Raw genomic sequence first — 14,452 nt, 5'->3', positions numbered from 1 at the left:
TTATGTTGAAATCATCAAAATACATATTGCCACAACACAAAAACATCCGGTTAATTGTTATGTATTTTCTTTTAGCAGGATGCATCGCATCGGCACAAAATTTTAAGCTTTTGCGCTATGACGAAAACTATGAATTTCTAAAAGATTCGAGCAAAAATTTTTATCAAAATTTAAAATTCGTACCGTTAAACAAACAAAAAGATGTTTATATGTCTTTTGGAGGTGAAGCCCGATATGAATACGTTGATTTTGACAATGAAGACTGGGGAAGACTAAATATTGGTCATAACAATTTTTTCCTGCAACGTTATGATCTTCATGCCGATATTCATTTAGGAAAAACCTTCAGGGTATTTGCACAACTTCGAAGCGCATTGCAGGACGGCAGAATAAATGGCCCGAGAGGTATTGATGAAGATCAGCTCAATGTTCAGAATCTTTTTGTAGACGTCAATTTATATCAAAAAGAAGATAAAAAACTAATTGTTCGTGCCGGAAGACAAGAATTGGATTATGGCTCAGGAAGGTTAATCTCTGTAAGAGAAGGCCCAAATGCCAGACTTTACTTTACAGGAGCCAAAATAATGTATGCATCTTCAAGATTTTCCATAGACGGATTTGCGATGATGGCAGATACCATCTATAAAGGGGTTATGGACAATAAAATGTCTAAACAACTTAATCTTTGGGGAGCTTATTCGAAAATAATCGTTCCAAAAGGAGGAAATCTGGATCTTTATTATCTGGGAATCCGAAGAGATGAGTCACTATTTGAAGAAGGTATTGCTCCCGAAAAACGACATACCGTAGGCACAAGATATTGGAAATACGGCGGCGGTTTTATTTATAATCTCGAAGCAGCTTATCAATTTGGAACCTTTGGATCAGGTCGCATCAATGCCTGGACAGGATCTGTAGATATTGGTTACTCCTTCGAAAACATAAAATTTAAACCCACAATAAACCTGAGAAATGATTATATTTCAGGAGATAAAAACAAAGGCGACGGAAGTTTGCAAACCTTTAATCCGCTATATCCCAAAGGAGGTTATTTTGGTTTTAGTCCGCAGGTAGGTCCCGTAAACCTTATCGATATACATCCTTATGCCACAATGGATTTATTGCCACAGCTTAAGATGCAGGTCGATGTGGTTTTTAACTGGAGATATTCCTTGCAGGACGGTGTTTACAGACCAAGTGGTACATTGAATCTTCCCGGAAGTGCCTCAACAGAACGTTATATCGGGACGGCGTATCTTGCCAATTTTTCTTATAGCGTAAACAAATACATATCAGTAGTAAGCGGAATTCAATATTTTAAAACCGGTGCTTTTATAGACGACATTATTCCAAACTCTAAAGACGGTGTTTTCTTTAATGCCCGACTCGGATTTAAATTTTAATACTTTTTATTCAACACAATTAATTTAAACAAATAGAAACATAGCTTTTGGGAATGTAAAAAAAGGCGTTTCACTTGCATCAATGCGTATAGCTATGTGTGAGAAACCAGTTTCTTTTGACACTCTTTTTTATTAGTTTCAAAATATAAATCTATCTCTCTATGCGTTAAATATTTTTTTAACAAATTAAACTTAACCTATTAAATAAACTTATAACAATGAAAAATACAGCAATTTTATCGACATACAGACTTAGATACTCCTCTCTAATTCTTTTTATAACAATCTTATTTGCAGGCTCACTGACTAATACTGCCTTCGCGCAAACAGCTACACTTGGTTCTACTGTTACTTGGGGAAAAGTAGACGGAGTTGCTATAAACGGATTGGTTCAGGGACCATCTGCTGCCGAAGCAGAATTACAAGTAGCCTGCGTTTTTGAATACACAGAAGGTGATATTTTTAACCCTCCTGCCCTGCCGGCAAACCTAAACGGAATGGTACATCTGGACGATGCCTTGAAAGGTATTATTACAGAACTGCGCAAAAGCGGAAAATTTACAGGGCATTCTCTTGAAACTTTATTGATTACCCCTCCAAAAGGTACATTGGCAGCCAAACAATTATTGCTTATTGGCCTTGGTGACCGCAATAAATTTACACCCGATTTAATGATAAGTGTAGGAAGTACTGCCATGCGCGAAGCTTTACGTTTAGGAGTTACTAATTATTCTTTTGCAAGCGATATCAAAGATGCAGGAATTGATTCTCCTACAGCATTGGTCGCCTCAAATGTAGTTTTAGGTGCTTTTGAAGCCTATAGAACACAGACGTTTTTAAAAGATAAAAAACTATCCGATTACAAACCTCTGACTAAAATTATATTACTTGCCGGACCAGCATTTTATAACGTTGCCGGCGAAGGAATCAAAGAAGCAATTGCAAAACTTAACGCTAAATAACCAAACCATGAAAGCAGACTTAATTTTATACAACGGTAAAATACATAGTTTCAATGCCGAAACGCCAAATGTTACCGCTGTAGCCATCAAAGACGGAAAGTTTATTGCAGTAGGAAACGACAGCAGCGTTATGGAACTGGCATCTGAAGACACTAAAATAATCGATCTTAAGCATAAAAGAGTGGTTCCGGGAATCAACGATTCGCACATTCACCTTATCCGTGGCGGTTTAAATTATAATTTAGAATTGCGCTGGGATGGTGTTCCCTCTCTTGCAGATGCACTTAGAATGCTAAAAGAGCAAGTAGACCGCACGCCAAACCCACAATGGGTTCGTGTAGTGGGTGGCTGGTCTGAGTTTCAGTTTGCAGAACGCCGAATGCCAACTTTGCAGGAAATTAATGCAATTGCTCCCGAAACTCCTGTTTTTATCCTGCATTTGTACGACAGGGCAATCATGAACAGAGCGGCACTAAAAGCCGTTGGGTATACTAAAAACACACCTGCACCTCCCGGAGGACAAATTGAGCGTGATTCGAACGGGGAACCAACCGGACTTATTATTGCAACACCAAACGCCATGATTTTGTACTCGACACTAGCAAAAGGCCCAACACTTTCTTACGAGCATCAGATTAATTCTACGCGCCATTTTATGAAAGAATTGAACCGTTTTGGGATTACAAGTGTGATCGATGCCGGAGGTGGTTTTCAGAATTTTCCAGACGATTATAAAGTCGTGAATGAACTGAATGAAAAAAAACAACTTACCGTAAGAATTGCCTATAATCTTTTTACACAAAAACCAAAACACGAATTCGAAGATTTTGAAGATTGGATCGATACCGTAAAATTATATCAGGGAGATGATATGTACCGTCATAATGGTGCGGGCGAAATGCTGGTTTTCTCGGCTGCCGATTTTGAAGATTTCCTGCAACCAAGACCTGATCTTCCTGAAAATATGGAAGCCGAACTGGAAAAAGTAGTTCGATTATTGGTTGTAAACCGTTGGCCGTTTAGACTTCATGCTACTTATAACGAAAGTATTACGAGATTCCTGAACGTTTTTGAAAAGATCAATCAGGAAATTCCGTTCAATGGATTACCATGGATATTTGACCATGCCGAAACAATCGATGAACGTAATATCGAACGTGTCAAAAATTTGGGCGGCGGTATTGCCGTACAAAGCAGAATGGCCTACCAAGGCGAATATTTTACAGATCGATACGGAGCAAAAGCAGCTGAAAATACACCACCCATTAAAAAAATGCTCGAAATGGAAGTGCCTGTTGGAGGCGGTTCTGATGCCACCAGAGTAAGCAGCTACAATCCGTGGGTTTCGATGTACTGGATGACCGTGGGTAAAACTGTTGGAGGTTTGCAATTGTACAACGAAAGCAGATTAAGCAGGGAAACTGCCTTAGAGTTATACACCAGAGGAAGTGCCTGGTTCTCGCAAGAACAAGCAAAAAAAGGAGATATCAGAACCGGAATGTTTGCTGATCTGGTCGTGTTGGATCGTGATTATTTTACTATTGAGGATGAAGATATCAAAAAAATAGAATCGGATTTGACCATTGTCGACGGAAAAATTGTGTATGCAAACGGAGATTTCTCTTCTTTCTCGCCACCGCATATCCCGATATTACCAGACTGGTCGCCAACCAATATATACAACGGATATCCGGTAAGAAGCAGCTTGCAGAATGCTATCGAGAAAAACTCAAAAGCCGGTGCAAAACCAGCTCTTACTTCTCAGATACACAGTTGTAGCGGCAGCTGCGATGTTCATGCTCACAGTCATGATGTTGCCAGAATGAGCAATGTACCGATAAATAACTATACTGCATTCTGGGGCGCATTGGGCTGTTCCTGCTTTGCTTTTTAAATTTTAAAAAAAATGATCGAAATTATAAAACAAATCCTTTATTCAGATTTAGGAACAGCACTCAATAACGGGTCACTTTTAGTTTTTAGAATTTTATTGGCTGTCGAACTTTTTAGAGTACACGGCATGAAAAAATTCAGAGTCGAAAACGGACAAAGAGAACAAGTCCCAAATCCGTTGCACTTACCGGAAAAACTAAACGCATTAGTCGCTACTTTTTCTGATACTGTCGTTCCGTTTCTTATTATTTTAGGCATAGGAACCCGACTTGCAGTGTTGCCAACAATTGGGGTAACAGCCGTAGGATATTTTGTCGTACACAGAAAAGATTCACTCGAAGTACGAGATGTTCCTTATATGTATACCCTGTCCTTATTATTAATTCTTGCTCTTGGAGCAGGAAAATATTCACTTGATTCTTATTTATTAACATATCTAAACAATTAATTTAAACACATAGAAACATAGCTTATTGGGACGCATAAAAAAGGCGTTTCACTTTATTTAAACAAACATAGCTATGTGTGAGAAACTAGTTTCTTTCATAATTCTTTTTTCATAATCAAAAAAAAATCTATGTTTCTATGTGTTAAAAATAATTAAACACAACGGGTTAAAGTAATCTGTGCTTATCAGCTTTAATCTTTTTAAATCTGCGTGAAAAAATATCCAATACATAAATTTAAAATAATTAATTATTAAATCTAATTTAAAATGAAAGCAAACATCGGAATCAAACAAGAAAGTATCACAAAAGTAGTAGACGTTTTATCAAAAGTTTTGGCAGACGAATTTGTACTTTATACCAAAACAAAAAAAGCACATTGGAATGTTGAAGGTCCGGATTTTTATAACAAACACCTTTTCTTTGAGCAGCAATACGAAACCTTAGACGAAATCGTAGATGCAGTTGCAGAAAGAATCAGAACTCTGGGACATTATGCACCGGGAACACTAAAAGAATATCTGGCACTAACCCATCTTACAGAACAATCAAGAGAAAAAAACGACAGTACGGGTTATATCAAAGAATTGCTTTTGGACCATGAAAGCATTCTGATTCACCTGCGTGAAAACATCAATAATTTTACAGCAGAATTGCAGGATGCAGGAACCAGCGATTATATAACAGGACTTTTAGAAAATCATGAAAAAATGGCGTGGATGCTTCGTTCACACTTAAAATAAATAAATTATGGAAATACAAAAAAATATTTGGTACGTAACCCTGCTGCTCACCATGATAGCAGGGTATTGTGATACGGTAACGTTTGTGGCGGCAGATTCTATATTTTCGGCACACGTAACAGGCAACTTTATTGTTTTTGCTTATCAGATCATTAAAGGTTCTGATGTGCATGCCTGGATAAAACTGCTTACTTTTCCTGTGTTTATAATGGCTGTAATTACCGGAGGGCAAATTGCCTTAAAAAGTACCAATCGCTATACGATCTTATTTTATGAAGGGATTATTCTGGTTTTAAGCGGTATCGCCTCTTATGCTTTTGGCTATCTGGAAATATTTTCAGAATGGACAATGTATACCGTAGCAATGGCAACAGTGTTTGCAATGGGACTACAGAACGCTTTTGGAAAATTGTATGCCAAAGAAACACACGGACCAACAACCATGATGACGGGAAATGTAACACAAGCTTCTCTTGATTTAGGAAACTTATTAAAAAACGGACTTAAAGATGTCGACGTGTTGCTAAGTTTTAAGAAACAATTGGTTACCATAATCGGGTTTCTAATAGGTTGTTTTTTAGGAGCAGTTGCAGGAAAGTTTTTTGGGTTAGGCACTTTGATCGTACCCGGAGCGGCAATGATAATATGCTACCGCTACCACCGCTAAAATCAAACAAAACCAGTCATAGAGTTGCGGATTTCTGATAATATATTATCTTTAAAAAATGAATTTTATCCCTTTTATTTCTGCCAAAAAACACATAAGCATCTTATGTACCGTGTCACTATTTTTACTTGCAGGTACCCCTGCAATTGCACAGGTAAAAGAAGATCCTGATCAATTAAAAAAGAAAATTGCTATAGCCGAAAGTGACAATCAAAAGGTCGAATTACTGCTCGCATTGAGCAGTTATTATCTGACCAAACCCGGTGAATTTAAGGCAGATCTTGACAGTGCGGATAATTTAAATTTTGAAGCTCAAAAATTAAGCAACAGCTTAGGATATAAACCCGGAAAAGGAAAAGCAATTCTATTGTCTGCCCAGATTTGCAGAGAAAGAGGTGATTCTAAAAAAGCATTAATCAGTACCAATAATGCTTTGGCGTATGCTCTAAAAAACAATTTACCGGTTCTTACAGCAGATGCTTACAAGGAACTTTGTGCTTATAAAGGCTATGAACAAGAAGATGTAGAAGCCAAGATAAAATATCTCGAAAAAGCAATTGTGCTTTACAAAAAAAGCAAAGCATACAAAAAACAGGCAGATGCCTTAAAAGATCTTGCTGATTATTACGGAAGCATAGAAGAAAATCAAAAAGCATTACAGCTTTTAGAAAACGCAGTTGCAATTTATAAAGCTATCGGTTTCAAATCACTTCAGGGTGTTTATACCTTAATGTCTGATAATTATGGGATATTACAAAATACACAATTGTCGTTGCAATATGCATTAATGGCCGAAAAAACAGCCGAAGAAGTTCATGATACCAGCTATCAGCTTTGTACCATTTATAACCATCTGGGGCTTGCTTATTATGATTTGCTCAAGTATGATCTTGCATTTTCTAATTTCGAAAAAGCATTAAATATTGCATTGGATAATAAAAATGTAGGCGACATCAATACCATTAGCTATAATCTTGCATCATTATATTGCCAGCAAAAAAATTATCGCGAAGCATTGCGCACACTAAAACGAACTGCCAGAGATTATCCGCCACAAGATGAAGTTACCAAAATAAGACAGCGGTTTATATTTGTAGTTTGTTATTCTATGCTTAAACAACTTGATAATGCAAAACCTTATTATGAGCAAATATTAAAAGATTACAAAGAATCTGATGCCGGTCTTGCTTATAAACTAACCGGAATCATAATTTATCTGCAACAATCCGGACAGGTAGAAAAAACATACGCTTATATTGAGAAATTTAAAGAATTTGCCAAAAAATCGAAGAAGCTTATTCTGTATTCGCAGATCGAACTTTTGTCTTTTCAGTCGGATCATGCCAGCAAAAAGTACGAGTCTGCCATAAAACATTTACAGCGTCATCAGCTTTTTAGAGATTCTATCTTTAATGTCGAAAAACTGAAACAATCTGCAGCATTACAGCTTCAATTTGAAACAGAGAAAAAAGACAAAAACATTAAACTGCTTACACAACAGGGAAAATTGCAGGAAATAAAAATTCATAACGATCAGATTATCCGTTATGTATTTATAGGCAGCGTTTTGGTTTTAGTGCTTTTCTTAGCCTTTTTATACAATAGTTTCAGGACAAAAAAGAAAAAGAACGAAGAGCTAGAAATTCAGCGACAACAGATTAATGAACAGAACGAACTGAGCAAAAAAATGCTGATTGAAAAAGAATGGCTTTTAAAGGAAATTCACCATCGTGTAAAAAATAATCTCCAGATTGTGATTAGTTTATTAAACACACAATCGGCTTATCTGGACAATGAAGATGCTTTAATGGCCATACAAAACAGCCAGCACAGAATGCACGCCATGTCATTGATACACCAAAAATTATATCAATCTGATAATCTGGCAAATATAGACATGTCCTGGTATATTTATGAGTTAATCAACTACATGAAAGAATGTTTTGATACTGATACAAAAATAAATTTTAAGCTCGATGTAGAAAAAACCTATCTTGATGTTGCTCAAGCCGTTCCTATGGGATTAATTATAAATGAAGCCATCAATAATGCGATTAAATATGCTTTTCCTCAAGAGCGAAAAGGAGACGTGTTGATAGCACTCAAAAATACAGGCAAAAACAATTATAAACTACTCATTGCAGATAACGGTGTTGGTCTTCCTGAGAATTTTGAAGATACCGAAAGAAACTCTCTTGGCATGAATTTAATGATGGGCCTAAGTGATCAGATTGACGGAACATTTGATATGAAAAATGATAACGGATTAAAAATCACAATTACATTTACAAGAAACACAGAATTTGAAGGAAATGCCGAAAATGCTGAAAACACATAAATAACGTAATGAAGGAGAAAATTCTAATTGTCGAAGACGAATTTATAGTAGCCAATGACCTAAAGATCATGTTGACCAAAGCGGGATATCAAATAACCGGCATAGCATCATCTGTAGTTCAGGCGCGCAAATTAATCGAGGATAAAAAACCGGATTGGGTGCTACTCGATATCATGCTTAAAGGTACTTTGACAGGAATTGACCTTGCGTGGGAATTGCGGGAAATGCAGTTGCCTTTTCTATACATTTCTGCCAATACCAACCAGACTACCCTTGAAGCCGTAAAAGCAACGCATCCGTACGGTTTTATGGTAAAACCTTTTCGCGAAAGAGATCTTATTGTAATGCTTGACATTGCCAAATATAGATTTGATCAGGAAAACGGCTCTTTGACAAATGCTGTAATAGATACCCAAAAACAGGAAATTGAAGGAATCATAGGCACCAGTAATCTCCTGAAAGATGTTATTGAAAAAATTCAAATTGTAGCTCCTGCCGAAACTTCGGTACTGATTCTGGGCGAAAGCGGTACCGGAAAAGAAAGAGTAGCACACTCGATACACGATCTTTCGGCAAATAAATCAAATCCTATTGTGGTGGTCAATTGCGCTGCTTTGCCCCATTCTTTAATAGAATCTGAACTTTTTGGGCATGAAAAAGGGGCTTTTACAGGAGCAAATACTCTGCGTATCGGGAAGTTTGAACAAGCCAATAACGGTACTATTTTTCTAGATGAAATAGGCGAATTGCCGCTGGATTCTCAGGTAAAATTATTACGTGTTTTGCAGGAAAAAGAAATCCAGAGGCTTGGAGGTAATAAAACCATTAAAATCAATGTTCGTATTGTCGCCGCAACCAACAGATCGCTCGAAAAAGAAGTTGCAGAAGGACGTTTTAGACTTGATTTGTATTACAGGCTCAATGTGTTTCCGATACAATTGCCCACCTTAAAAGAACGCAAAGAAGATATTGAAGCACTGGCCAATTATTTCCTTAAAAAATATGCTGCAAGCTCCCGAAAAAACGTTAACAGTATAAGTGTAATAGCTTTAGCACAATTAATGCAATACGACTGGCCGGGAAACATTAGGGAATTAGAGCATTTGATAGAAAGAAATGTACTGCTTGCGAAAACAAATGAGATTGAAAATTTTGATCTTCCTTCAAATAATTCAGCCCCTTTCGAAAAAAGCAGCGGAAAAATGCTGTCGATGGAAGAAATGGAAAAAGAACATATCATGAATGCCCTTCAGATTTGTGATGGCAAGGTTTCCGGTCCCGGAGGTGCCGCAGAATTACTCAAAATACAAGCGCAGACTTTGTACTCGAAAATGAAAAAATTAGGAATAAAACAAGGATATAACTAAAAAATATGGAAACAATAAAACTAGAATTAGACGAGAAAAAACATGGTGCTTTTAATCTGTATGTCGAGGATAAAAAACTAGGCGAAATGACCGTAAGCATCAAAGACGATTTACTAACGGTTTACCATACCGGAGTTGAGCCTGAAGCCGAAGGAAAAGGATATGCCAAAAAACTACTGGATGAAATGACATCCTATGTACGCGCCAATAATTTGATGGTTTTACCACTTTGCCCGTATGTGCACGCACAATTCAAGAGACATCCGGACGAATATCAGGACATCTGGAAAAAATAATTATGGCCACAGATTAAAGGATTAAATAGATTAAAAAAAATGTACTAACCCGAGCCGATAGCGAAAAGACGAAGTAAATCTCCACGAGAAGCTCGACAAAGATTGGATTCTCGTTGCGGAGTTACTTACGAAGATTTCTCCTGCGTCGAAATGACAAGATTGTGTAACCACTTTTGTCACTCCCGATAGTTATCGGGATAAAGGATTAGATAGATTAAAAAATCTGCCAAATCTGCCAAATCTGCGTGAAAAATAATTAGACACAATTAATTAAAAAAACAAAACAATATGAGTTTAGAAATTATAACAAACGGTATCCCTCTAAATGAAGCCAAAAAGGCTTTAATTATGATTCACGGCCGAGGTGCGGGCGCTCATGATATTCTCTCCATTGCAAAACATCTTAATGTTACTGATTTCGCATTGGTTGCTCCTCAGGCCGAAAACAGAACCTGGTATCCCTATTCGTTTCTGGTACCAATTGAAGAAAACGAACCTTCGTTTTCGAAATCATTAGAGGCTATTCATCAGGTTGTTGTAGCCATTCAGCAAAACGGAATCGAAAAGGAGAATATTTATTTTCTGGGATTCTCACAAGGAGCTTGTCTTGCCTTAGAATTTACAGCCAGAAATGCTGCAAAATACGGTGGTGTTGTCGCTTTTACAGGCGGACTTATTGGGGATAAAGTATATGAAGATCATTATGCCGGAAACTTTGAAAACACCCCAGTTTTTATTGGTACAAGCGATCCTGATTTTCATGTTCCGGTAGAAAGGGTAAATGAAACAGCCGCACTTTTAGAAAAAATGGGAGCAATAGTTACTAAAAAAATCTATGACAATATGGGACATACCATAAGTCAGGACGAAGTAGATTTTGCCAACGCACTTGTTTTTACTAAAAAATAATGATACAAATTACCCGTGTTTACAGCGATGCAAATGGCGAAAATTAATCTTTATAAAATTTTAAAATATCAGTCACCGATTAAAGGATTATAATAATTTTTGTTTCACGCAGATTTAAAATGATCTAAGCAGATAGTCTCAAATTTTTTAATGTTTCAATGTGTTTTAAAATTAACCAGAATAAAAAATCTCCTAAATCTGCCAAATCTGCGAGAAAAAAACAGTCACAGATTAAAAAAAATCTGCTAACTCAGAGTGAAAAAACCTCAGAAATAAGCAAAGAAAAAATCAAAAAAACATCAATCACGGATTAAAGGATTATAATAATTTTTATTTCACGCAGATTTAAAATGATTTAAGCAGATGGTCTCAGATTTTTTCATGTTAAATGTGTTTTAAAATTAACCAGAATAAAAAATCTCCTAAATCTGCCAAATCTGCGAGAAAAAAACAGCCACAGATTAAAAAAATCTGCTAACTCTGAGTGAAAAAGCCTCAGAAATAAGCAAACAAAAAATCAAAAAAATATCAGTAACGGATTAAAGGATTATAATAATTTTTATTTCACGCAGATTTAAAATGATCTAAGCAGATAGTCGCAAATTTTTTAATCTTTAAATGTGTTTTAAAATTAACCAAAATAAAAAATCTCCTAAATCTGCCAAATCTGCGAGAAAAAAACAGCCACAGATTAAAAAATTCTGCTAACTCTGAGTGAAAAAACCTCAGAAATAAGCAAAGAAAAAATTATAAAAAATATCAGTCACCGATTAAAGGATTATAATGATTTTATTTCACGCAGATTTAAAATGATTTAAGCAGATGGTCTCAGATTTTTTCATGTTAAATGTGTTTTAAAATTAACCAGAATAAAAAATCTGCCAAATCTGCGTGAAAAAACAGCCACAGATTAAAAAAAAATCTGCTAAATCTGCGTGAAAAAACCTCAGAAATAAGCAACCAAAAAATCAGAAAAAAAATGGAAAAAGAAACTGTAAGAATTGAGAATTTCAGCGATGCTGTTTTTGCGATTGCGATTACACTTTTGGTCTTAGATCTTCATGTTCCGGATACAAATGTTGTAAAAAATGGTACTGATCTTTTAGTTTATCTAAAAGGCGAATGGACATCCTACCTTGCTTTTACGCTTTCTTTTTTCAGTATTTTTATCATGTGGGTCAATCATCACAAAATTTTCAAACAAATTTACAGCCGCAATACTGCCATAATGTTCACTAACGGATTAATACTTTTTCTGGTTACAGCAGTATCATATCCTACAGCATTATTAGCCCGTTTTTTTGATGGGCAGGCTTCCGGTATTGCCGTAGCAATTTATACCGGAATCTTTGTTCTTATCAATATCTCGTACAACCTTTTGTGGTTTATAGCGAGTAGGGACAGGAAACTTTTACGTCCTGAAATTACCAATCTGGCCATAAAAAAAATCAGAAACAATTACCTGTACGGATTTCCAACCTATTTAATTGCTTTTGCAATTTCATTTCAATTTCCAAAAGTTGCTTTGGCAATAAGCATGCTTTTGCTCCTTTATTGGGCAGTTTCTTCCGGAAAAATAAAGATGATTCAGGAGTAAAATCAACTAAAGAAATGTTCTTTTTTAATACCCAGTTTTTGCATTTTAGAAATCAGCGTTGTTGCGGGTAAGTCTAATAAAACTGCTGCACCCTGAGGTCCCGAAATTCTTCCGTTGCATTTTTTTACCACTTTTAGGATGTGCTCCTTCTCTACTTCCTGCAAGGTTTTGGTATAAAAATCAGTTTGGGCAGTATTGGGGGCTGTGACCGGAAATTCAGGAAAAGACATTTCTTTTATCGTTTCCTCTTTTGCAAACAAAATACTTCTTTCGATCATATTTTCTAATTCACGCACATTTCCCGGCCAGGCATTTGCCAGCATACTGTTAAGTACTTTTTTTGAAAAACCTTTAATTTTTTTTCCTGTTTTTTTAGAATGCCTTTCCAGGAAAAAATTTCCCAAAACGGTAATATCTTCTTTACGTTCCCGCAAAGCCGGCAACGGAATTGGAAACACATTTAGACGATAATAAAGATCACTTCTAAAGCGCTCCTGAGCAACCTCATTGGCCAGCGATTTGTTTGTAGCCGCAATAACCCTTGCATTTATTTTGATGGTGTTTTTTCCGCCAATTCTTTCTATTTCCTTTTCCTGTAAAACACGAAGCAATTTCCCTTGTAGTTCTAAAGGTAACTCCCCTATTTCATCCAGAAAAATAGTACTGTTTTCGGCCTGTTCAAATTTGCCAATTCGTAGTTCCGTTGCCCCCGTAAAAGCTCCTTTCTCATGTCCGAACAATTCACTTTCGATAAGATTTGCCGGAATTGAAGCACAGTTTAATTTGATCATTTTTTTATTCCCAACCAATGACAAACTATGAATAGCACTGGCTACAAGTTCCTTTCCGGTGCCTGTTTCTCCGGAAATTAAAACTGTAGACGGAGATAATGCTACTTGTGCAATCAATTCATAAACGTTTTGCATTGCGGCACTGTTTCCTATAATTCCCTGAAAACCTATACGGTTTATCGCTACCGCTTGTTCTTTTTCCGGGGCCGAATTGCTTTTTAAAAAATTCAACTCACTAAGCTGGTTTTCATATTGCTGAGCCAGAACAATATTGCGCATGGTGATGCAAAGTTGCACCGCAAATCCTCTAATGATCCGGTTCGATTCCCTGCTAAAAGCAACCGCATTTCTAAAAAACAAAAAAAGCACATTTCGCCCTCCTTTACTATAAGGGAGACAAACCCCAATGCCGTTCCGGAAACCCTTGTTATTTGCAATAGTAATGTAATCCGGAACATTATTTTTTTTTGCGTCTAATGTTTTCAGATCAAAGACAACCGCATCAGCAGAATCTGTACAAACATCAAAAAAACCATCATTTGTCATATAACTTTTAAGTGCTGAATCTTTCTGTAAAAATTGATAGAAAATATGATAGTCCGTTTCTGTATCATTCGACGAAGCCAAAATAAAATCATCAAAATGCAACTGTTCTTTTAATACATCGTTTACAACAGTATTAAATTCATCTTTTGTTAAAGCCTGAGACAATGCATTGCAAATAGAAAAAATCAAGGTTTGCTCCCGTTCCCTTTCCTGCAATCGGTTCATTATAATAGCAGTTTGATCTGTTGGCTTTTCCATAAAGGATAATTGGTATGGTTATACTGGTAAATTTAAGTAATAGCCCTAGTTAAAATACTATCGGTTTTCTAAATAAATACTTTTTGACTCATAAAATTACGATATATCGTGTAATTCAAAAACATAAAAAATAATTAAAACATTAATATACAAATACTTACCACAAACGGAATACTATTTGGCTATTAGAACACAAATAGAAAATTGAATCGCTTTTTATTTCTTAATCTAGGTTA

General features: G+C 36.2%; 12 protein-coding genes. 11 read left to right on the top strand and 1 reads right to left on the bottom strand.

Going from position 1 to position 14,452, the window contains the following annotated elements:
* Window positions 1–2 precede the first annotated feature (2 nt).
* The 11 genes from B0A64_RS16100 (at window position 3) to B0A64_RS16050 (ending at window position 12,621) form a co-directional block, all read left to right on the top strand.
* Window positions 3–1,403 (top strand): alginate export family protein, encoded by a 1,401-nt coding sequence (locus B0A64_RS16100; RefSeq protein ID WP_089480523.1) that lies wholly within the window; start codon window positions 3–5, stop codon window positions 1,401–1,403.
* A 218-nt stretch (window positions 1,404–1,621) separates the two neighbouring features.
* On the top strand, window positions 1,622–2,365 hold the full coding sequence (locus tag B0A64_RS16095; protein ID WP_089480522.1) for a M17 family peptidase N-terminal domain-containing protein: 744 nt from the start codon (window positions 1,622–1,624) through the stop codon (window positions 2,363–2,365).
* A 7-nt stretch (window positions 2,366–2,372) separates the two neighbouring features.
* Window positions 2,373–4,259, top strand: a complete 1,887-nt coding sequence (locus B0A64_RS16090; protein ID WP_089480521.1) for an amidohydrolase — start codon at window positions 2,373–2,375, stop codon at window positions 4,257–4,259.
* A 12-nt stretch (window positions 4,260–4,271) separates the two neighbouring features.
* Window positions 4,272–4,706, top strand: coding sequence for a DoxX family protein (locus B0A64_RS16085; RefSeq protein ID WP_089480520.1), 435 nt, complete (start codon window positions 4,272–4,274; stop codon window positions 4,704–4,706).
* 267 nt (window positions 4,707–4,973) lie between these two features.
* The gene (locus B0A64_RS16080; protein ID WP_089480519.1) at window positions 4,974–5,447 is read left to right on the top strand and encodes a Dps family protein; all 474 of its coding nucleotides are present in this window, start codon (window positions 4,974–4,976) and stop codon (window positions 5,445–5,447) included.
* Between the two features lie 7 nt (window positions 5,448–5,454).
* The gene (locus tag B0A64_RS16075) at window positions 5,455–6,114 is read left to right on the top strand and encodes a YoaK family protein (protein ID WP_089480518.1); all 660 of its coding nucleotides are present in this window, start codon (window positions 5,455–5,457) and stop codon (window positions 6,112–6,114) included.
* A gap of 58 nt (window positions 6,115–6,172) precedes the next feature.
* The gene (locus B0A64_RS16070; protein WP_089480517.1) at window positions 6,173–8,452 is read left to right on the top strand and encodes a tetratricopeptide repeat-containing sensor histidine kinase; all 2,280 of its coding nucleotides are present in this window, start codon (window positions 6,173–6,175) and stop codon (window positions 8,450–8,452) included.
* A gap of 8 nt (window positions 8,453–8,460) precedes the next feature.
* Window positions 8,461–9,819, top strand: coding sequence for a sigma-54-dependent transcriptional regulator (locus B0A64_RS16065; RefSeq protein WP_089480516.1), 1,359 nt, complete (start codon window positions 8,461–8,463; stop codon window positions 9,817–9,819).
* A 5-nt stretch (window positions 9,820–9,824) separates the two neighbouring features.
* Entirely contained in the window at window positions 9,825–10,115 is a 291-nt protein-coding gene (locus B0A64_RS16060) for a GNAT family N-acetyltransferase (RefSeq protein ID WP_089480515.1), read from the top strand.
* A gap of 288 nt (window positions 10,116–10,403) precedes the next feature.
* Window positions 10,404–11,024 (top strand): alpha/beta hydrolase, encoded by a 621-nt coding sequence (locus B0A64_RS16055; RefSeq protein WP_089480514.1) that lies wholly within the window; start codon window positions 10,404–10,406, stop codon window positions 11,022–11,024.
* A 979-nt stretch (window positions 11,025–12,003) separates the two neighbouring features.
* The gene (locus B0A64_RS16050) at window positions 12,004–12,621 is read left to right on the top strand and encodes a TMEM175 family protein (RefSeq protein ID WP_089480513.1); all 618 of its coding nucleotides are present in this window, start codon (window positions 12,004–12,006) and stop codon (window positions 12,619–12,621) included.
* Window positions 12,622–12,623: 2 nt separating this feature from the next.
* On the opposite strand, the gene B0A64_RS16045 is transcribed toward B0A64_RS16050, so the two are convergent.
* On the bottom strand, window positions 12,624–14,216 hold the full coding sequence (locus B0A64_RS16045) for a sigma-54 interaction domain-containing protein (protein WP_089480512.1): 1,593 nt from the start codon (window positions 14,214–14,216) through the stop codon (window positions 12,624–12,626).
* Window positions 14,217–14,452 lie beyond the last annotated feature (236 nt).

The organism is Flavobacterium araucananum (assembly GCF_002222055.1).
GTDB classification, from domain to species: domain Bacteria; phylum Bacteroidota; class Bacteroidia; order Flavobacteriales; family Flavobacteriaceae; genus Flavobacterium; species Flavobacterium araucananum.
This window is presented reverse-complemented; position numbering and strand designations above follow the sequence as displayed.